Here is a 21,181-nt window from a genome sequence, read left to right as displayed (position 1 = left end):
ATGAAGGCCTTTTATTCCGTTTGCAAATTACACAGAATTTAAAGATCTTAAATCACTGCATCTTATTAATTTGTGCCAAAAATCTAAAATCCAAGAATCATTTTGGCTACACCGAAATAAAGCATAATTCCAAAAACATCATTTGTTGTAGTAATAAATGGTCCCGTCGCAATTGCAGGATCGATTTTATTTTTATGAAGAAAAAGAGGCACAAGTGTCCCTAAAGTTGCAGCAAACAAAATCACAACAATCATTGAAATGGAAATAGCCAATCCAACAGAATATTGTTGATACATAAGTGAATGATAACCCAAAAGAAGCAAAGAAATAATACTTCCCGAAATCATTGAAACGGTAAGCTCCTTGCTGAAATAGCCGCGACTGAATTCTTTCAAAGTACCGTTAGCCAAACCTTGCACCACAATTGCCGATGCCTGAACACCAATATTTCCAGCAGTTGCAGAAAGCAAAGGCACAAAAATAATTAATGTTGAATATTTCTGAAAAGCAGCTTCATTATCTTTCAATACAAAAGAAGCCACAATTTCAATCACCATTCCGATTAATAACCAAGGTAAACGCGCTTTTGTTAGCTCAAGAACACTGTCATTACTTTCAATGTCTTGTGTAATACCCGCCGCTAATTGGTAATCTTTATCAGCTTCTTCCTTGATTACATCCAGGATATCGTCGATTGTAATTCTTCCAACCAAACGTCCTAATTCATCGACAACCGGAATTGCCTCCAAATCGTATTTCTGCATGATACGCGCGACTTCAACATCTTCAGTATCTACATTTACAAAATTTAATTTTCGGATATAAACGTCTCCAATTTGAGTTTTGGTTGAAGAAGTCAATAAGTCTTTAAGTGATAATCTTCCTTTTAATCGGTTTTCGTCGTCAACAACATAGATTGAATGTACTCTCGAAACATTTTCTGCCTGAATACGCATTTCTTTTACACACGTAAGAACATTCCAGTTTTCATTCACTTTTACAAGCTCTTTTCCCATCAAACCACCGGCCGTATTTTCGTCGTAACGCAATAATTCGACAATGTCTTTTGCGTGTTCAACATCGACCAATTCCGAGATAACTTCTGCTTTAATTTCATGCGAAAGTTCAGCGATAATATCGGCAGCATCATTAGTCTCAAGCTCATCGAGCTCTTCGGCAATCTCTTTTGGTGATAATCGGCTTAAGATGTTTTCACGAAGATCATCTTCTAATTCAAGAAGAATTTCAGCTGTTTTATCACTATCTAAAACTTTGAAGATATAGGTTGCTTCGTCAAAATCTAATTCCTCAAGAATTTCTGCGATATCAGCATGGTGAAGGTCATTAAGTAAAACTTCAAGTTCTTTGTCGTTTTTCTTAACAATATGTTCTTCTAGTTGGTGGATTAATTCTTTGCTAACTTTGAACTCCATCGGCTTCTATTTTTTGAGTCAAAACAATAAATTCTTCAACGCTAAGTTGCTCGGGACGTTTATCAAAGATAGTGTCTTCTCGCAAATTATCTGATAAATTTAATGTTTTCAAACTGTTACGTAATGTTTTTCGTCTTTGTTGAAAAGCCGTTTTTACAACAGTAAAAAACAACTTTTCACCACACGGAAGACTATAATCTTCCTTTCGGGTCATTTTCATCACACCCGACTTGACCTTGGGCGGAGGAATAAAAACATTTTCGTTTACAGTAAACAAATACTCAGTATCATAGAAAGCCTGTGCAAGTACAGACAGGATTCCGTAGGTTTTTGATCCTTTTTTCTCGCAGATTCGCTCTGCAACTTCCTTTTGAAACATTCCAGAAAACTCCGGAATCTGATCTCTAAACTCTAATGTTCTAAAAACAATCTGAGAAGAGATATTATAAGGGAAATTACCAATAATGGCGAATTGTTTGTTCTCGTAAACCTGGTTTATATTATATTTCAGAAAGTCTTCTGAAATGATATTGTCTTTTAATTTTGGATAATTCGCATCCAGATACGCAACAGATTCCGTATCAATTTCGATAACTCGCGTATGGATTGGCTTGTCAAGTAAATATTTAGTAAGCACACCCATCCCTGGTCCTATTTCTAAAACCTCATCGTATCCCTTTAAACTCAAAGTATCAGCAATTGCTTTTGCGATGCTTTCGTCTTTAAGGAAGTGCTGTCCTAAATGTTTTTTGGCTTTTACTTTTTCCATTTTCTTTTCTTGTTTTGCCGCGAGGGCGCAAAAGTATTCTTTTTGCTTCGAAGGCTAAAGCTTATTTCGTGTTTTTTTGTCACTAAGGCATAAAGACACGAAGCTTATTCTTCTTTAATGTTCCGAAATAACTTCCAATTCTGTTCTAAAAGAAAGCATTTTGTCCGCAAATAACTCCAAAGCTTCTCTGTCAAATTTTGGTTGATCTTCCAAATAATATTTCTCAAGAGTATCTTTACTGTCTGTTGTATATTGAACCGAATATGTGATTCCGCCCATTTCTTCTTCAACTAAAACTTTTACAATTCTTGCCGATGAAAATTTTTCTGTCGCAAGAATTTCCGGAATATGTTTTTCCTGCATCCATTTCAACCATTGGTCGTGAACGCTTTCGTGTATATTTGTGGTGATGTTGTAAATAATCATTTTTTATTGTTTAATCGTTAATTCGGTTAAACGGTTAATCGATTCACCGCTTAAACCCAACTATAAATTCTTATCTCCTCTCAATTCTCGGTATTTTTTTCTTGCATCAACAAAGTAAATACTGTCCTGATGATTGAAAATTACCTTTTCATATAAAGGCTTTGCTTTTTCTATATCTTTTAATTCATCATTGTAAATTTCTGCTGAAAAAAACAGTGCTTCATCAACATAAATTCCGTCGCCATGATGATCGATTATTTGCTGGTATTGGCTTAAAGCCGAATTATAATCTTTTAGACTTTCATAAATTTTGCCTAAACGCAACATCGTTACAGCTTCGATTTCCTGACCTTTATAGGTTTTCAGAATGTTCTGAAACTGTGCAATTGCTTCCTGTTTTTTATTTTGATAAATTAAAAAATCACCTTTTGCAAACTGTTTTAATGCGGTTTGTGTCGAATCAGCAGCGGTGTTATCATTTATCAATAAGAAGTATTCAAGAGCATCATTGGCAATCAATTGCGTATTTGCCGATTTTAATTCTTTGAACTGTTTCAAAGCCCATTCAAAATCAGTTTTATAATAACTTGTTTTTGCCGCTTTCAAACTTGCTTCATGCGCCATAACATCATTCTTCAAATCCAATTGAATCTGCGAATAATAAATAAGCGCCTGATTGAATTTTTCCTGCAAAAGCAAAATATCTCCCAATTCCATTTTGGCATCTGCCTCCTGGTAATCATTTAAATTAAGCTCTAAAGCACGTTTTACAATCGCAATACCTTCTTCTGGCTTTTTCAGATTAAAAGCAGTGAAATGCGCTTTAATCAATTGCAAAGATAAAGTAAAAGGAGTTATTTCATACGTTGTGAGCAATTGCTGCAATTCGGCATCAATTGCCGGATAATCTTTTTCCTGTGCTTTATCTATTTTGATTTCCATCAAATAGTAATTGGATTGCACCAACAAATCTAAATCTTTGGTATTTAAAAGAATAAAATTCAGGATTTCAGCTGCTGTTTCCGTATCGTCTTCATTCAGCGCAAACTGACTCAAATTGACGATGCTCGAAAGTGATTCAGGCTCGCGTTTGTAAATCGCTTTTTCCTGAATAAAGGCTTTTCCAAATTCTTTCTGCTGCACATAAAACCAGCTTAAATAGTGATTCCAAAATACATCCTGATCTTTCTGTGTTTTTAAAATCAGGGCTTTTCGCATAGCATCTTTAAAAGCCGTATTATCCGTTTCGCCATTCATGAAACGTGATAATTGGGTCTGAATCAAATTAGCATTCTGCGGATTTTTATACGATTCTGTCAACAGAAGATCAATCATTTCGTCTGTTTTTCCTAATTGACCATACAACATTCCAATCTGGAAATTAAAATTGTAGTTCGGCTGAATTTGCATCGCAGTCTGATAGGCTTTTAAAGCATATTCGATCAATACTTTTTTCTCAAACGAATTTCCAATTCCATACACATCATTCGGATTGGCTTTGATTTTTTCAATTGCCTGATCGTAATAACTTCTTGCTTTGGATTCGTTTTTTTGTAATTGGAAATTATAACCCAATTCAACTAAAAAGACACCTTGTTTGTATTTGCTGTAACGATCCTGAATTGCCTTTTCTGCCACAGCATATTGCTGTAATTGCTGATAGCAGTCGACGACTCTTAAAAAATATTGGGTATTTGATGGCACACTCGCTAAAAGCTCTTCATAACTGACTTTTGCTTTTTCGAAATCGCCTTTATCGTAGTAATATTGAGCCAATTGCTCATTTTGAGAAAATGTAAGGCTTGACCACAACAAAAGGATATAGATAAAAATGTCTTTCATATTTCTATTTTTTTAATGTGGTATTTTAAATAATTCAGAAATCTGCGTGGTTTTAAAATCCCTTATTAATTTCAACTTTTGACTTCCAAACAATCAAAGTTAATCCAATTAAAATAAAGGGAATACTTAAAATTTGTCCCATATTTATAATCATACTATTTTCAAAAGTTTCCTGATTTTCCTTGAAAAATTCAATTATAAATCTAGCCAAAAACAATAATGTTAGAAAACATCCAAATAGTAATCCGCTAGTTTGCTTTATTTTATCTGATTTATACATCCAAAATAAAATTCCAAAAATCAACAGATACGAAAATGCTTCGTACAATTGCGTTGGATGCCTCGGAATTAAATCATCTCTTTGAAAAACAACACCCCAACTTCCATTAGTAGGTTTTCCGTAAATCTCCGAATTCATAAAATTTCCGAATCTAATAAAAGCGCCTGTAACAGGAACGCCAATTGCCATTCGATCCAATAGCCATAAAAACTTTACTTTATATTTTCTACAATATAAAATCATCGCAATTAAAACACCTATCGTTCCACCATGACTTGCTAGCCCCTGAAAACCAACAAACTTGTAAATTCCACCAATTTTCTGAATTGGCAAAAGTATTTCTATTGGATGTTGCAGAAAATATTCAGGCTCATAGAAAAAACAATGTCCTAATCTTGCTCCTAAAATGGTTCCTACAATTACGTAAACCAATAAACTATCCAAATTTTCTATGGAAATATTTTCTTTTTTATAAATATTTCTAACAATATAATACCCAAGTAAGAGTCCTGCAGCAAAAAGAGCTCCATAATATTTCAAAGGGAAACTGTCTGTAATCATTACTATTACAGGATCTAGGTTCCAATTTAAAACTCCACTCATATTAATTTATTTTAATTATGTTCTTTCTAAAAACTAAGAAACCTAACAGATTTTGAAAACCTGTTAGGTTTAATTCCCTAAATTACTAAAAATTTAGTTTATAATATCAAATCCGCAGTAAGGACGTAAAACTTCTGGAATTACGATTCCTTCCGGCGTTTGGTAATTTTCTAAAATTCCGGCCAAAACTCTTGGCAAAGCCAATGAACTTCCGTTTAAGGTATGCGCTAATTGGTTTTTACCATCTTTATCTTTAAAACGTAATTTCAGACGATTTGCCTGGAAAGTTTCGAAGTTAGAAACAGAACTGATTTCCAACCAACGATCCTGCGCCGTAGAAAACACTTCAAAATCATAAGTCAAAGCCGATGTGAATCCCATATCGCCTCCGCAAAGACGTAAAATTCTGTATGGCAATTTCAATTCCTGCAAAATATTTTTTACGTGTTCAACCATTCCGTCAAGTGCTTCATACGACTTTTCAGGATGTTCGATACGCACAATTTCAACTTTGTCAAATTGGTGCAAACGGTTTAATCCACGAACGTGCGCTCCATATGAACCAGCCTCACGACGGAAACATGGTGTATAAGCAGTGTGTAAAACTGGCAATTCGCTTTCGTTTAAAATAACGTCACGGAATAAATTTGTAACCGGAACCTCAGCAGTTGGTATTAAATATAAATCATCAACCGTTGCATGGTACATTTGTCCTTCTTTATCTGGCAATTGCCCTGTTCCGTAACCTGAAGCTTCATTTACCAAATGCGGCACCTGAACTTCATTATATCCTGCAGCAGTATTTTTATCTAAAAAATAATTGATTAAAGCACGCTGTAAACGAGCACCTTTTCCTTTATAAACCGGAAAACCTGCGCCGGTAATTTTTACACCCAATTCAAAATCGATAATGTCATATTTTTTCACCAATTCCCAGTGAGGTTGTGCACCTTCGTGTAAAACCGGAACTTCGCCTTCTTCAAAAACATTTAAATTGTCATCTGGGGTTTTTCCTTCAGGAACAATATCTGCTGGAAGATTTGGCAAAGTGTATAATTTATTTGTCAATTCAACAGCAAGAGCTTCAGCTTTTTCGCCAAGTTCTTTGCTTTTTTCTTTTAATGAAACTGTTTTTTCTTTTAAAATCGCTGCTTTTGATTTCTCTCCAGCTTTCATTAATTCGCCAATGTCTTTGGACAATTTATTAGATTCAGATAAAACATTGTCTAATTCTACTTGCGCAGCACGACGGTTTTCATCTAATTGCACCACCTCTTCAACAACACTTTTGGCATCGATATTTCGTTTTGCCAAAGCCTTGATTACTTTCTCTTGATTCTCTCTAATAAATGCGATTTGTAACATAGCTTAATTTTTGTAACTATTTTATTTTATAACGGAAGCAAATTTAAGGAAATGTTTCCTAAGATTATGACAAAGTTTATCGGGAAAAAGTTATTTCACAAAGACGCGCGAAGATTGTGCAAAGATTCGCATGGTTTTTTTATGTGACTTTGTATTTTTTCTTTATGAATCTCTGAATAATAATGACAATAAAAAAAACGGAAATAACTTTTAAAAAGCTATTCCCGTTTCATTATAAATCCTGACAATTCAAGATTTAATATTTATAATTGATTATCTGGTATATACCGTAATCTTTCCACTTGCATCTCTAAGCTTAAGTTCTGAAAGCGTAAGATTCACAATATCTTGCGTTGTACTTGCACCACCTGTAATAGAAATGGTTAAATTATTGTGAGATCTTGAATAGATTCCAGTTTGAGTTGTTAAAGCACAAGCGCTTACAGTTGAATCATAATCTCCGATTGTTGCAGTGTTATCTAATTTCAACTGCAGATAATCTCTGTCGCATCCACTTTGATTTTGCGGTGCATCGATTAATGTTTCTGTACCTCCTACTGATGTCCCTGTTTTACTAAGATTCCATTTTCCTTCTAGCGGAATTAATGTTTCTCCTTCGTTATCATCACTGCTGCACGACACAGCTGATAATCCGATACATAATAATAACCCGAATAATATACGTCTAGTTTTCATGTTTGATTTCTTTTAAAAATTAATACTGCTAAATTAATTTCAAAGCATTGCAGGTTTGTTACATAACTTGCTCAAACGTTTATATAATTATTAGGAATTCGTAAGTAAATTCATAAAATTCATTAAAAGCGTAAATAATTAAAAATCAATCCTGTGAAAATTATATTAAAAGATAACTTACTAAAATAATTCTGATATATTTGTTTTAACAATAATTTACAACGTCAAAACTTATGAAAAAAATTACTTTATTGCTCTTATTTATTGTTTCTACAACGTTTATAAGTTGTAATCAACAGACTACTACGAGTTATAACAATCAAATTGTCGAAGCTCATAAAAAACTTTTTGAAGCAAACGACGCTTTCTTGAACAGCAGTTTAAACTATATTGGTAAACCAGAATCAAAAAAGGATTTCCTGAAACTAATTGCTTCAACAAGAAACAAATTAGTTGCTGCACAAAAACCAGTTGATCTTTTAATGCCGTTAAATTCAGATAGAGGTCTTAGAAAAAAGATGTTGGATATGTTTGACATTAGCATAGCCTCAATGGATGGTTTTGAAGCCAACATCGACATTTTAACAACTAAAGATAATGAAGTGAAAGCAGCTACAATGATGCAAGGCGCTTTTAGTGGATTATTAGAACTTGATAAAGAAATTAAAGAAATTCAGGTTGAATATGCAGATTCTAACAATGCTCAATTAAGGTAAAATCTTAATTGGGCAATTGTCCTTTTTTACTTTTTATTGAAAGATTTTTTAATTGGGATTATATTTACAATCCTTTATCTTCTGTCAACAATTCTTTCAACTCATTTGTTTTTAAAAAAGTGGCAAAACGTCCGGCCAATAATAGCATTTCTTTTTCTTCCGGAGTTGTTTTCAGTTTTGTTTCAACGTGCGAAGTATATTCATAAAGCATTAAAAGTTCCTTAGCTCCAAAATCCTTAAACGTTTCTTTTTCTAAACTAGAAAGTAATAATTGACCATTTTTATCTTTCTTAAAATGGTCATAGCCAAATTTTTCAATTAACTGATTTCTGAAATCCTCATAAAGCTTAAGCCAGCTTGCGGCTTCATCATCCGTATTTTTCAGTTGTGTTACCAAATCTTCGTATCCCTGATCTTTTCTTAATGTCAACAGATAATCACGCAAAGTTGTAAAACCAATAATCTGGTAATTTGAAGTGGGAATTTTATATTTATCCAAAACATTTTCAACATCTCTTTCAAAAGTAATATATCGGGTTTGAACCGTATATAAAGATGCTGTTTCTAACAACGAAATCAATTTAATTTTCTCATCATTTATAAAAGGTGCTTTTTTTCCCGGTCCCAAACAATCAATAAAAAGGACTTTTTTGTTTTTGTCTTTCACTTTAGTATCGCTATGAAGCAATTCAATCAAAGTTTCATAACCCATATTGTCCGACGCGCCGCCATCGATCACGCATAAAATCTTTTCCTGATTTTTGATGCCGAATTTAGTTTTTGGAAGAACGCCCGGAAACGCAGAACTTGCCGTAATAGCATAAGTCAGCGGAAAATCATAACCATTATTAATCTGATTTCCGTCAAGCGGAAGCGATGCTTTATTTGGTGCTAAAGACGAATTGATTTTCAAGGCATGAATAATGTGCGGCATAAACGGAAAACGTTCTCCGTTGTTATACGCTGTTCCGTTGGCAACCATCATGGGCAATTGCGGATTTAGCTTGCTTTCTTTCGGAATAAAAAAGTCAGACAAAAGCATTTGAGTTTTGAATTTATTCTCATTTTCCGGATTTGCGCTATCATACTGCAAAACCTCTAAATCTAATCGCTGCGACATGGAAACTTTCTCACCTTTTTCATTTCGGCTATTATTGAGAAGCGACAAAAGCGTAGCCGATTTATTTACATCTGATTTATAGGCATCATTCTTAGAAAAATAAAATTCATTGAAAGTACAATTATCATATTGCAATTTGTTTTTCAGAATCGTCAAATAATATCCTGCCGAATAACAACCTCCCGAAACCGTTGAAAAATAATCGATTTCATTCAAAAAATTACGATTCGAATTATCTTCCTGAACTTCTTCCAAACCTAAAAGCACGCCCAGACTAAAAAACTGCGCACGTGATCCTCCACCAGAAATCCCAACTCCTAAAGCAATATTCGGATTTTGCAATTGGCTGCTGCGGTCTTGTACCGATTTATAATCGCTTAAAGAAACAGCGGGAATCGAATTATAATTGATCTCTGAAAAAAGATTGATTTTGTTTTGAGAAAATCCAATTTGCATCAAAAGAAAAAACAATATCTGACTGCATTTATATCTCATTTTGAAACTATTAAAAAGCTTAATCCATACAAGCGAATTTACAAGAATATGGATAAAGTTGAAAACGAAATTCTGAAATCTTTTTTATTCAATATTGAACAATCGTAAAATATAAGAGAGCTCATAAACGATAAACAAAATTGCCAAAACAGTATGAAAAACTTTATTATGAATTTTAATCGCCACCAGACAAAGTAAAATATGGCTAATAATCCTAACGTAATATTCCGTTTGATTGTACAAAAAATAATCGCCGCCTTTAATCGCCGTGTCAATCATATCAGCAATAAAACTGATCGCCAAGATGGCAAAAAACCAGTTTTTCCTTGAATAAAAATAATCTTCATATCCCGTATAATCAACCAGATCATCGGGATATAAAATCGCACAAAGCAAATAATAGATTAAGATATAGCAGATTATAAAGAAATAATCGGCAAAATACCATTCGTGAATTAATTTGAGATTAAACTCCCACCACCAAAAATGAATAAGAAGCAAAAAAACATAAAACACCCAGAGCGAGTGTACAAAATAGATTTTCTTTCGTCCCGGATGCTGAATAAAAATAACAGAACCTTTGATTAAATGCGTTAAACCCAAACCCAAAATAATCCCAATAACCGATTTGATATGTGTAAGTTCTTCCATAAAATTCTCCAGATTTTAGAAACAACTAAAATTAAATCAATTAATTGAAATACAATAATTTAGAAAACACTTTTAATCAAAAACCTTTGAACCTTTGTAACTTTGTAACTTTGTAACTAAAAAAACTAAGCTCTCTTAATCTCATGCCCAACAAATTCCTCCAAAACTGAGAAAATTTCATCAACCGGAAGCACTTCAAAATCGGGATGATTTTTTAGGAAATTCGCATTCATTTCAGTCAGGTTTTCTTCCAATTCAAAAAAAGTATTATTGTTCAATAAATCCCTGGTCGGATTTACGCCTTCAAATTTTCCCTTTAAAAATTTAGCAATTTTAACGCTACTTAATAATTTTACTCTTTTTGATTGCGCCTGAAACAATTCTAAATGCTTTTCGGCACCAATTAAAGCCAGACCTTCTTCAATAAGTTCATTCAATTCCTTATTCCAACCCGAATTATAAACAAACTGCGAAAAATTACCCGCTGCATATTGTTGCGTATAAAAATCAAGATAATAACTCATTAAAGCATCTTCGTGAATCAAATCATCATCTACTTTTTCCTCGCGCATTAAATTGATTACCGAAATATTTGAATTGATAATATCCTGCGCATTACCACTATTCATTGCCGTTTCTGAAACTATTATTCTACCGAATTCCTCCATTGTATATTATTTTGTATCGTTTAAACTAAAACCGAAAAATCTCCAAGCTGATTTACTTGCTTTCCGATTCGCCGTTTTTCTTCTGTTCATTTATTTTTGCAACTAACGCCTTCAAGCGAAGTTTCTGAGCTTCTTTCTCCTCACGAAGTTTTGCTTTTTTCCTATTCAGCAATTTAGTATGCAAAGCCTTGTTTTTCGTGTTTTTTTCAGGTCCTTTTGCCATGATTTCTCTTCTTTAATTATAAAGTGCTTTTTGCTCCGGAATTGTTTTGCAAATTTCGGATAAATAGTAATAGCTTCGAAAATATTTTTTTGGGCGTTTCCCGCCGCGGCGGGTCGGGCTATCCGTTACAAGTCCTCGCACTTCCTTCGTCAGGCTGTGGGCTTTCCACTTCTATCCCTAACGCAATCCCCGTTTCATAAGAAAAAATCATTTTTTATGTTTTTCAAAAAGATTAAAATTGATACGCAACCTTTTAACAAAAACGCTATCTGTTTAATTAGTAAATCATTACAATTACATTTTCAACCTAAAAACCAAAACCATGAAACAGATTATTTTATTTTTAACCCTTGCATTGACATTAGCAAGTTGCAGCAATAACGATGATGAAAGATCAGATGTTGCTTTTACAACAATTTACCAAAGAGACACTTACGGAGCATACCCCGGAACGATTCCTAAATCAAATCTTGTAATCACAAATCAAACCGACTGGAATGCTTTATTAGAAAAATTAAATATCATCACGCAAGCTTTATATATTTCACCTGACACAACTGTCGATTTTAGCAAATATCAGATCATTGCTGTTTTTGATGAAGTGCGCAAAAGTGGCGGTTATTCAATCGACATTACCAAAATTTCACAATCAAACAGCCAGATTATAGTTAAAGTGGAACAATTAAACAAAGGCAATCTAACCTCAGTAATTACACAGCCATTTCATATCATTAAAATAGCAAAATCAAACAAAAAGGTGGTTTTTAAATAATTGCGTTTTTTCTGTTATTTATAATACTTTTACAAATAACAATAACGGAATAAAATGGAACCAACCTTCTTCTCCACTCAAGAAAAATTCAGAACTTGGTTAGAAAAGCATCATAAAACAGAAACTGAACTCGTAGTAGGTTTCTACAAAGTAAAAAGCAAAAAACCTTGCATGACCTGGTCAGAATCTGTTGACCAGGCGCTTTGTTTTGGCTGGATTGATGGCATCCGAAAAACTATTGACGATGAAAGTTACACCATCCGTTTTACGCCAAGAAAAAAATCAAGTATTTGGAGTGCAATCAACATCAAGAAAGTCGAGCAACTAACAAAAGCCGGACTCATGAAAGAAGCCGGAATTAAAGCTTTCGAATTAAAATCTGACGAAAGATCCAAAATTTACTCCCATGAAAATGAAGCATACATTCTCGATCCTGAACTCGAAAAACAATTTAAAGCCAATAAAATAGCTTGGGAATATTTCAGCAATCAGGCACCATCGTACAGAAAAGTAATAATTCACGTGATTATGAGCGCCAAACAAGAAAAAACCAGAATTTCGAGATTGGAAAAAGCAATAAAATTTAGTGCCGAAGGAAAACGAATGTTGTAATGCCTATTGCTTTAGTATAGTATAAACAGTAACTTTATTCCGTCTAAAAAAAAAGAAAAAGGAATGGAAGGAAGAAAAGCATTAGAATATTACGTTTTAGATGTATTTTCAAACGAAAGCTATAAAGGAAATCCGCTTTCTGTAGTTTTTACAGACGGCAATTTAAAATTAGAAACTTATAAAGATATTTCTAAAGAATTTCGCTATTCCGAAACCTCTTTTGTCTATTATTCTACAAGAGATAAAGCACTTATAGTTCGTTCGTTTACCCCAACCGGAATCGAAATCGACGGCGCGGGACATAATTTACTCGGCGCAGTCTGTGGAGCTCTGCTAAAAGGAATGCCCATTTTTGACGAACAAAACGAAAGTGAGCCTTTTGTAATTATGAAACATTCTGCAATTCCGTTGACCGTAAGTTTTGACACCAATACATTTTATCCTGTTGTTCAAATGCATCAAAAATCGGCAGTGATCAAACAGGAAATCCCAACCTATAGAATTGCCGTAGCACTCGGCTTGAAAATTGAAGATTTAGATGTAAATGCTTTTGTTCCAACGATAGTTAAAACAGAAGTTGCACACATAATGGTTCCTATAAAAAACAGTTATTTGCTCAACAGCTTTGTTCCGGATAATCAGCTTTTGATTGAAATATCAAAAGAATATAATTTTGAAGGTTTTTATTGTTTTACCATCGCTGATGAAGGCCAAGAACATATAGTAGAAACAAGATTTTTCAACCCAATAATCGGAATTAATGAAGATCCGGCGACAGGAACGGCGGCTGGACCTTTAATTGGTTTTTTAACCCAAAAGAAATTCACCAAATCTGATAAAGAATATAAAATTCTTCAGGGCGTAAAATTAAAACAAGCCTCAATGATTGAAGTCATGAACCGTGAAGAAGATATTTTAGTTGGTGGTTCTTCGATTATAACCATGAAAGGCGAGCTTTATATTTAACTACAAAATATTCACATAATTTTACACCAAATTAAAACAGTAATTGTTAAAAGATGGATAAAAATAATATATTTGGGTTAATTTAACATTTAACCCATAATCTACTTTTAACAACTTTTAATATGGATAGAATCATAATTCTTTTTAGACTTGCAGTCGCAATTTTCCTATTTTACATACTTAATTATTTATTATTCAGCACATTTAAACAAATCCCAGATTTCATAAGTGCTCCAATAAATGGAATTTTAGTAATTGGTGCGTTATATTACATTTTTAAAAGTAGAAAACAGTTTATTATTGATAATGAAGATGAAGAAGGAATGCCTCTTCATTTAGAAAAATCAAGTTACTTTTTCATACCTGTAGGAGCTTTTATTGCGTTTTTTCTTGTATATTCTAGTTTTAGAACTTCAGTTTATATTGACAATGGAAACTCTGTTCCAGTAGAAGTCAAAATAGCATCAACAACAAAAACCGTTGCTCCAAATGATTTTGTTGTTATTGATGCTCCCTTAGGCGAAAACGAAATAAGCATTAATGGAAAGAAAAAAACAATAAACATTCTAGACAATGGAAAATGGGTTTACAATGTAGATAATTTGAATTCTTATATCGAAGGAACCGTAGATTATGCAGATCAGTCGATAAGAAGTATAAACAATGTAAAAGATACTACTACTACAAAACTCTCAGCAGATAAAATTATCCATAAAGAATTTTTCAAACTAGAATCCGATTTTATTTTTGAAGCTCCTGAAACTATATCTGTTTCAAAAAACGCCCAAACAGGCACAGTACATACTCAAACTGTTTTATATAGATTACCAAAAGAATTATCTCAAGTAAAATAAACACAAAAAAAGCTGCATTATTTAATGCAGCTTTTTTTATATCCAATATTTTAATTCTTAATCTCTTGCTTAATTGGTTTTAATGGTTCTTGCTGAGGTGGAATTCTCTTTTTCAAGAATAAAATTTGTCCCAAATGGCTTGACTGATGTTCCATAACATGAAACCAGCAATACTGATTTGTCCAATCATATCTTGTTTGTACTTCAGCAAACCAAGCATCATCTCTCTTTTTTAATTCTGAAATAGTTTTTGCTCTTACTTCATTATAAATATCCAAATAATACTGAATATCATGCCCTTTTATTTCTCTTCCAGCCTGATCCAGATCTAATGCTGCACCCCACATTTTCTTTTCTTCTTCATTAAATTCTCTATTTTCAAAAGTAAAAACCTGATAATACTTCTCAGCTGCAGCCAAATGCATAACCAAGGCACCTATTCGGTTTGCTTCAGCATCATGAAGGTAATCAATTTCATATTGACTCATGTTTTTAACAGTGCGTTCAACACGGGACTTAAGATCTTCAAGCATTGAAATCATATCCGCAATTTTCGGCGAAGCACCTTCTACATTTCCTATTCTAGCTTCTAATCTTGGTTTTATTCCCCTTCCTTCAATTACAATACAGCTTTTGCCATCAACACTAGATTTCTCAGAACTAATTTTATACTCTTTAACTTTAACAACAGCATCATTAGATATCCCTTGTGTCCATTTTGGAATTTCTCCATTTTTGAAAGGAGTTTCAAAACTTGAATTTAAAATATTTACAGGTTCAAAAATACCTTTGTCATTTTCAATAAACAATTCAAATTTGTCAAAATAAAATTTCCCGTCATACAAACACAAACCTCCAAAATTTAAGGATTTACTATTTTGATCTATTGTTCCTTCAACCGTATAAGACTGCCACTCATTTGATTTTATAGGTCTATCCCTCATATTGTCAAAAAAGCCGTCTTCATCATTTTTAGTATCAACACGCGCCCACACCCCTGCCCAGGCTTTTGGCTCATTAGTTTCAACTTTTACTAAAGCAATTACTCTAAATTTTTTCTTGACAGAAGTTTTAATATCAATTGTTTGATTGATAGAAGTCCAATCACTTGAGACTGTTTTTTGTGTCTGGGCATAACTTGCAACAAAAAACAATAGTGGTATTATTAGTTTTTTCATTTTTTGGAAATTATTAAGTTGCAGTAAATGTAATATTGTTTTCTAAGTAATAACTTACTTTTTCAAAAAACTACATAAAAAAACCGCATTCAAGGGAATGCAGTTTCGAGATATTGTAAACTAAAAAAAAAAATTAGTTAGTTTTCATCGGAGGTAAATCAAACGCAACAGAATCGTGTTCAAAATTGTTTCTGTGTCCACCATCGCAAAATGGTTTATTGTTTGATAATCCGCAACGGCAAAGACCTAGTGCTTGTCTTCCTTGTAATCCGTAAACTGTTCCTTCTGGATCCATGATTTCAAAATCACCTTCGATTTTGATTGATCCGTTTTTATTGATAATTAATTTTGTCTTGCTCATAAACTTGTTTTTTGTTTTTTTTCGAAGGGCAAAGATTGCGAAATAAATCCTGAAGATTTTACTGTGAATGCTAGTTTAAACTGGTTCTATTTTACAAACAATTCATCTAATCTTGTCATTTCGAGGAACGAGAAATCTTCGCAGTAAACTCTATTCCTAAAGTCACCAATCTTTGTCGAGCTACTTGTGGAGATTTCTCGTTCCTCGAAATGACAAGATTGCTTACAAAACTTTGCGTCTCTGCGTCTTTGCGAGATTCAAAACTCAACAAAAACCTCAGCGAATCTCTGCGTAATAACAAAATCTCAATTCTATTGCTTATTTTTGCACTCAATAAAATTGAGTTATGACACAGAATCCAAAAAGATATACCATCACAGCAGCATTGCCTTACACTAATGGACCAATCCACATTGGGCATTTGGCGGGGGTTTACGTGCCTGCAGATATCTATTCGAGATACTTGCGTTTGCAGGGAAAAGATGTTGCATTTATTTGCGGAAGCGATGAACACGGCGTTGCAATTTCGATGAAAGCCAAAAAAGAAGGAATTACACCACAAGAAGTTATTGATAAATATGACGGAATTATCCGCAAATCGTTTTCTGATTTTGGAATTTCATTCAACAATTATTCTAGAACTTCGGCAAAAATTCATCATGATACGGCTTCAGAATTCTTTAGAACTTTGTATGATAAAGGCGATTTTATTGAAGAAGTTACAGAACAATTGTACGATGCAAAAGCAAATCAGTTTTTAGCAGACCGTTTTGTTGTTGGAACTTGTCCAAAATGTGACAATCCGGAAGCTTACGGCGATCAGTGTGAAAAATGCGGATCGACTTTGAACGCGACTGATTTGATTAATCCAAAATCAACAATTACTGGTGAAACTCCAGTTTTAAAAGAAACAAAACACTGGTTTTTACCTTTAGACAGATATTCTGATTTCTTAACCAAATGGATTTTAGAAGGTCATAAAAACGACTGGAAAACGAATGTTTACGGACAAGTTAAATCCTGGATCGACGCTGGATTAGAGCCTCGTGCCGTAACGCGTGATCTTGATTGGGGAATTGACGTTCCGGTTGAAGGTGCGGAAGGAAAAAAATTATACGTTTGGTTTGATGCGCCTATCGGATATATTTCTTCTACAAAAGAATGGGCAGCGCGCGAAGGAAAAGACTGGGAACCATATTGGAAAGATGAAGAAACCAAGTTGGTTCACTTCATCGGAAAAGACAATATTGTTTTTCACTGTATCATTTTCCCGGCAATGCTAAAAGCTGAAGGAAGTTATATTTTACCAGATAATGTTCCGGCAAATGAGTTCTTGAATTTGGAAGGAAACAAACTTTCAACTTCTAAAAACTGGGCAGTTTGGTTACACGAATATTTAGAAGAGTTTCCAGATAAGCAAGATGTTTTGCGTTATGCTTTAACATCAAACGCACCGGAAACAAAAGATAATGATTTTACGTGGAAAGATTTCCAAGCTAGAAACAATAACGAATTAGTTGCTGTTTTCGGAAACTTTGTGAATCGTGTTGTAGTTTTAACCAACAAATATTACGATGGTGTAATCCCAACTCCAAATGAATTTACAGAAGTTGATGAACAAACTTTAGCTGAATTAAAAGCGTATCCAGCCGTAATTTCAAGTTCAGTTGAGCGTTACAGATTCCGTGAAGCTTTAGGCGAATTAATGAATGTTGCCCGTTTAGGAAACAAATATCTTGCAGACGAAGAGCCTTGGAAAGTAATGAAAGACAATCCGGAGCGTGTAAAAACGCAAATGTATGTGGCGTTGCAAATTGCTGCTGCTTTAAGCGTTTTGGCTGAACCGTTTTTACCTTTTACAGCGGCTAAACTTTCTAAAATCTTGAATTTAAATGATCTTAAAGAACATTTTGCAGGATTTAGTAAATTCTTAAAAGAGAAAGATCGCGATGCAAAAGACATTGTTATTGACAAAACTTTGGGTTGGAATGACATTTCTGAAAACTCAGATTTAATTCCGGCTGGACATAAAATTGGCGAAGCAGAATTGCTTTTCGCAAAAATTGAAGACGAAGAAATACAAAAACAAATAGATAAATTGGAAGCAACAAAAACAGCAAATCTTGCTGAAAGCAAACAACCAGAACCACAAAAAGACTTAATTCAGTTTGAGGATTTTGCGAAAATGGATATTCGTATCGGAACTATTCTTGAGGCTGAAAAAATGCCAAAAGCGAACAAACTTTTAGTATTAAAAGTTGATACAGGAATTGATGTTCGCACAATTGTTTCGGGAATTGCTGAAAGTTTTTCTCCAGAAGAAATCATTGGAAAACGTGTTTCTGTGTTAGCAAATTTGGCTCCAAGAGCTCTACGTGGTGTTGAAAGTCAGGGAATGATCCTGATGACAACTAATGCCGAAGGGAAATTAGTATTTGTAAATCCAGATGCTGACGCTCCAAACGGATCGACTGTAAACTAAAGATTTATATCGTTATATAAATTGCGTGAGTCGATTATTCTTAATTGATTCACGCAATTTTCTTTTTAAACTATACGCCAAAAAACTTGAAAAATAAACTAAAATGAAACTCACCAAACCAAGATTAGCCTTAATCTGCGGTATACTCTGCATTTCGATTTTTCCCATATTGGTAAAACTACGTTTAACACCAGGATTAATTTCGGCTTTTTACCGAATGTTCTTTGCTGTTATTTTGCTTTTGCCTTATACATTGTTGAGCAAAAACTTTAAACTTCCAAGTCTAAAATTTACGCTTTTGGCAATACTTTGCGGTGTTTTATTCTCATCTGATGTTGCAGTTTGGAATATCGCAATTCAGGAATCAAGCGCAACACAAGCTTCACTATTGACAAATTTGTCTCCAGTTTGGGTTGGTGTAGGTTCTTTCTTTTTTCTGAAAGCAAAACCTGCAACGAATTTCTGGATCGGAACATTGGTCGCTTTATTCGGAATGGTGACTTTAGTTGGTTTTGAGTTTTTTATAGATTTAAACTTCGATAAAGCATTCCTGTTTGCCGTTTTATCCGGAATCTTATATTCTATTTATCTTTTGGTCAGCAAAAATGTACTTTCAGAAGTTGATGTTTTATCATTTATGACCATCAGTTTATTATCATCAAGCCTTTATTTAGGAATTCTTTGTTATTCTTTAAACGAACCTTTTACAGGATTTTCAAATACAGGCTGGTTTGTATTGGTTTTACAGGCGGTAATTTGCCAATTATGTGCATGGCTTTCCATTAGTTATGCAACACAACATATGCGCGCAACAAGAGTTTCGTTGAGTTTATTAAGTCAGGCAGTAATTACATCCATTTTGGCTTGGTTGTTTTTGGAAGAAAAAATAACTTTACAAATGGTTTTCGGTGGAATCATTTTGCTTTTCGGAATCCGAATTACTTTTTACGATAAAACTATTTCTTTAAAAAAACTTTTTTCTACGGATTGAAAAATGGCACGCTGATGACGCAGATAATTTGTGTAATTCATAGTAAATTTTACAGATCAAGCAGATAAAAATTAGTTTAATTCGTGAATTGCTTCGCCTGTTCGCTATCGCTCGGGTCGTGGCAAAAAGCCTCACGCAGATTTTGCAGATCAAGCAGATAAAATCATTTTAATCTAAATAATCTGTGGCAAAAAACCTGAAACAAAGGAAACCTGAAACTTTAAACAAAAAAACATTATGTTACATAAAACTAAAATTCCAAACTTAAAAGTAATCGCATTTGATGCTGATGATACTTTATTTGTAAACGAACCCTATTTTCAGGAAACCGAACATAAATTCTGTGCTTTGATGGAAGATTATCTTTCGCATCAGGGTATTTCTCAGGAATTATTCAAAATTGAAATCGCCAATCTGCCTTTATACGGTTACGGAATCAAAGGTTATATTCTTTCGATGATTGAAGCAGCGATGAACATTTCAAATAACACAATTCCGATTGAAGTAATTGAAAAAATTATTCAGTACGGAAAAGAATTACTCGAAAAACCAATCGAACTTCTTGACGGAATCGAAGAAACTCTTGAAGCTTTAAAAGGCAAATACAAATTGGTTGTGGCTACAAAAGGTGATTTAAAAGACCAGCACAGTAAATTACACCGCTCAGGTTTGGGACATTATTTTCACCATATTGAAGTAATGTCAGACAAACAAGAAATTGATTATCAAAAACTACTTGCCCGTTTGGATATTCAGGCACATGAATTTTTGATGATCGGGAATTCATTAAAATCTGATGTTCTTCCTGTTTTAGGAATTGGCGGTTACGCCGTTCATATTCCGTTTCACACCACTTGGGAACACGAAAAAATTAATCATACTATAGAACACGAGCATTTTAGTTCATTTGAAACTATTGCAGAAGTGGTTCCGAATTTATTATAATGAAAACACTTTTAGATTTAGAAAACTGGAACAGAAAAGAGCATTTTGCCCATTTCAGACAAATGGAAGAACCTTTTTTTGGTGCGACTGTCGAAATTGACTGTACAAAAGCGTATCAAAACGCAAAAGAACTGAATGTTTCTTTTTTTATTTATTACCTGCATAAAACATTGGTCGCTGTAAATTCGGTCGAAAATTTTAAATACCGAATTTCAGAAGATAAAATATACATCAACGATCGTATTGATGCTTCAGCAACAATTGGTCGTGAAGACGGAACTTTCGGATTTTCTTTAATTGAATACAATCCCGATTTTAAAATCTTCGAAAAAAATGCTTTAGCAGAAATCGAACGAATTCAAAACACAAGCGGACTTTTTACAAGAGAATTTAATGACGATAATCTGATTCATTTTTCAGCAATTCCTTGGTTAAACTTTACATCGCTTACACATGCGAGAAGCTTTACTTTTCCTGACAGTTGTCCTAAAGTTTCTTTCGGAAAAATGATGGTTTCAGAAACGGGCAAAAGAACTATCTCAATGGCCGTATATGTTCATCATGGATTAATGGATGGATTGCATATGGGACAATTTGTAGATTTCTTTCAGGAATTAATGAACAAATAATATCTGTTTTTCGATTAACCTTATAATGTTATAATTTTGGCTTTTACTGGGTAACAATTCCTACAATACATTGTTTTTTTGGGGCAAATTTAAAATCTCAAATA

The 21,181-nt window shown here is 33.6% G+C and carries 22 protein-coding genes; 9 read left to right on the top strand and 13 right to left on the bottom strand.

Features of this window, described 5'->3' with window-relative positions; all coding sequences use genetic code 11:
- Window positions 1-83: 83 nt before the first annotated feature.
- The 7 genes from mgtE to ACNFIH_RS13405 all read right to left on the bottom strand — a co-directional run bounded on the left by mgtE (window position 84) and on the right by ACNFIH_RS13405 (window position 7,414).
- Entirely contained in the window at window positions 84-1,433 is a 1,350-nt protein-coding gene (mgtE, locus tag ACNFIH_RS13435) for a magnesium transporter (RefSeq protein WP_035652815.1), read from the bottom strand.
- On the bottom strand, window positions 1,417-2,202 hold the full coding sequence (rsmA, locus tag ACNFIH_RS13430) for a 16S rRNA (adenine(1518)-N(6)/adenine(1519)-N(6))-dimethyltransferase RsmA (protein ID WP_035652810.1): 786 nt from the start codon (window positions 2,200-2,202) through the stop codon (window positions 1,417-1,419). Before rsmA ends, mgtE begins: the two co-directional genes overlap by 17 nt.
- Window positions 2,203-2,316: 114 nt before the next feature.
- Window positions 2,317-2,628, bottom strand: coding sequence for a DUF4286 family protein (locus ACNFIH_RS13425; protein WP_035652807.1), 312 nt, complete (start codon window positions 2,626-2,628; stop codon window positions 2,317-2,319).
- A gap of 60 nt (window positions 2,629-2,688) precedes the next feature.
- A complete protein-coding gene (locus ACNFIH_RS13420; protein ID WP_426483533.1) occupies window positions 2,689-4,470 on the bottom strand; it encodes a tetratricopeptide repeat protein in 1,782 nt (593 codons plus the stop codon).
- A 52-nt stretch (window positions 4,471-4,522) separates the two neighbouring features.
- Window positions 4,523-5,353 carry a prolipoprotein diacylglyceryl transferase gene (gene lgt / locus ACNFIH_RS13415; protein WP_426483532.1) on the bottom strand — a complete coding sequence of 277 codons (831 nt, stop codon included), beginning with the start codon at window positions 5,351-5,353 and terminating at the stop codon, window positions 4,523-4,525.
- Between the two features lie 93 nt (window positions 5,354-5,446).
- Window positions 5,447-6,718 (bottom strand): serine--tRNA ligase, encoded by a 1,272-nt coding sequence (serS, locus tag ACNFIH_RS13410; RefSeq protein WP_142451408.1) that lies wholly within the window; start codon window positions 6,716-6,718, stop codon window positions 5,447-5,449.
- A 273-nt stretch (window positions 6,719-6,991) separates the two neighbouring features.
- Window positions 6,992-7,414 (bottom strand): lipocalin family protein, encoded by a 423-nt coding sequence (locus ACNFIH_RS13405; RefSeq protein ID WP_426483531.1) that lies wholly within the window; start codon window positions 7,412-7,414, stop codon window positions 6,992-6,994.
- A gap of 233 nt (window positions 7,415-7,647) precedes the next feature.
- Between ACNFIH_RS13405 and ACNFIH_RS13400 the strand changes: the two genes are divergently transcribed.
- A complete protein-coding gene (locus tag ACNFIH_RS13400) occupies window positions 7,648-8,130 on the top strand; it encodes a hypothetical protein (RefSeq protein ID WP_426483530.1) in 483 nt (160 codons plus the stop codon).
- A 64-nt stretch (window positions 8,131-8,194) separates the two neighbouring features.
- Here the strand turns inward: ACNFIH_RS13400 and ACNFIH_RS13395 are convergent, their stop codons facing one another.
- From ACNFIH_RS13395 to ACNFIH_RS13380, 4 genes are all read right to left on the bottom strand, one after another.
- A complete protein-coding gene (locus ACNFIH_RS13395; RefSeq protein WP_426483529.1) occupies window positions 8,195-9,745 on the bottom strand; it encodes a patatin-like phospholipase family protein in 1,551 nt (516 codons plus the stop codon).
- Window positions 9,746-9,829: 84 nt separating this feature from the next.
- Window positions 9,830-10,396: a hypothetical protein gene (locus ACNFIH_RS13390; protein ID WP_035652790.1), complete on the bottom strand. Its 567-nt coding sequence runs from the start codon at window positions 10,394-10,396 to the stop codon at window positions 9,830-9,832.
- A 125-nt stretch (window positions 10,397-10,521) separates the two neighbouring features.
- Window positions 10,522-11,064, bottom strand: a complete 543-nt coding sequence (locus tag ACNFIH_RS13385; protein ID WP_426483528.1) for a DMP19 family protein — start codon at window positions 11,062-11,064, stop codon at window positions 10,522-10,524.
- A 52-nt stretch (window positions 11,065-11,116) separates the two neighbouring features.
- Window positions 11,117-11,287, bottom strand: coding sequence for a hypothetical protein (locus tag ACNFIH_RS13380; RefSeq protein ID WP_167498086.1), 171 nt, complete (start codon window positions 11,285-11,287; stop codon window positions 11,117-11,119).
- Window positions 11,288-11,609: 322 nt separating this feature from the next.
- Between ACNFIH_RS13380 and ACNFIH_RS13375 the strand changes: the two genes are divergently transcribed.
- The 4 genes from ACNFIH_RS13375 to ACNFIH_RS13360 all read left to right on the top strand — a co-directional run bounded on the left by ACNFIH_RS13375 (window position 11,610) and on the right by ACNFIH_RS13360 (window position 14,491).
- Window positions 11,610-12,059 carry a protease complex subunit PrcB family protein gene (locus tag ACNFIH_RS13375; protein WP_035652784.1) on the top strand — a complete coding sequence of 150 codons (450 nt, stop codon included), beginning with the start codon at window positions 11,610-11,612 and terminating at the stop codon, window positions 12,057-12,059.
- Window positions 12,060-12,113: 54 nt separating this feature from the next.
- Window positions 12,114-12,671, top strand: a complete 558-nt coding sequence (locus ACNFIH_RS13370; RefSeq protein WP_426483527.1) for a YdeI/OmpD-associated family protein — start codon at window positions 12,114-12,116, stop codon at window positions 12,669-12,671.
- A 63-nt stretch (window positions 12,672-12,734) separates the two neighbouring features.
- The gene (locus ACNFIH_RS13365; RefSeq protein WP_426483526.1) at window positions 12,735-13,637 is read left to right on the top strand and encodes a PhzF family phenazine biosynthesis protein; all 903 of its coding nucleotides are present in this window, start codon (window positions 12,735-12,737) and stop codon (window positions 13,635-13,637) included.
- A 122-nt stretch (window positions 13,638-13,759) separates the two neighbouring features.
- Complete coding sequence (locus tag ACNFIH_RS13360; RefSeq protein WP_426483525.1) at window positions 13,760-14,491, top strand: hypothetical protein; 732 nt, start codon at window positions 13,760-13,762, stop codon at window positions 14,489-14,491.
- 50 nt (window positions 14,492-14,541) lie between these two features.
- On the opposite strand, the gene ACNFIH_RS13355 is transcribed toward ACNFIH_RS13360, so the two are convergent.
- On the bottom strand, window positions 14,542-15,669 hold the full coding sequence (locus tag ACNFIH_RS13355) for a DinB family protein (protein WP_426483524.1): 1,128 nt from the start codon (window positions 15,667-15,669) through the stop codon (window positions 14,542-14,544).
- Between the two features lie 133 nt (window positions 15,670-15,802).
- Complete coding sequence (locus ACNFIH_RS13350) at window positions 15,803-16,030, bottom strand: CDGSH iron-sulfur domain-containing protein (protein ID WP_142451396.1); 228 nt, start codon at window positions 16,028-16,030, stop codon at window positions 15,803-15,805.
- Between the two features lie 346 nt (window positions 16,031-16,376).
- On the opposite strand from ACNFIH_RS13350, the gene metG reads away from it, so the two are divergent.
- From metG to ACNFIH_RS13330, 4 genes are all read left to right on the top strand, one after another.
- Window positions 16,377-18,512, top strand: coding sequence for a methionine--tRNA ligase (gene metG / locus ACNFIH_RS13345; protein ID WP_426483523.1), 2,136 nt, complete (start codon window positions 16,377-16,379; stop codon window positions 18,510-18,512).
- A 103-nt stretch (window positions 18,513-18,615) separates the two neighbouring features.
- A complete protein-coding gene (locus ACNFIH_RS13340; protein ID WP_426483522.1) occupies window positions 18,616-19,503 on the top strand; it encodes a DMT family transporter in 888 nt (295 codons plus the stop codon).
- Window positions 19,504-19,740: 237 nt separating this feature from the next.
- Window positions 19,741-20,448 (top strand): HAD family hydrolase, encoded by a 708-nt coding sequence (locus ACNFIH_RS13335; RefSeq protein ID WP_426483521.1) that lies wholly within the window; start codon window positions 19,741-19,743, stop codon window positions 20,446-20,448.
- A complete protein-coding gene (locus ACNFIH_RS13330) occupies window positions 20,448-21,077 on the top strand; it encodes a CatA-like O-acetyltransferase (protein ID WP_426483520.1) in 630 nt (209 codons plus the stop codon). The genes ACNFIH_RS13335 and ACNFIH_RS13330 overlap by 1 nt, the downstream gene beginning before the upstream one ends.
- The last annotated feature ends 104 nt before the right edge of the window (window positions 21,078-21,181 follow it).

This window comes from Flavobacterium sp. 2 (genome assembly GCF_049949195.1).
In the GTDB taxonomy this organism is placed as follows: Bacteria; Bacteroidota; Bacteroidia; order Flavobacteriales; family Flavobacteriaceae; genus Flavobacterium.
Note: the sequence above shows the minus strand (reverse complement) of the source record. Positions and strands in the feature narration are given on the sequence as shown.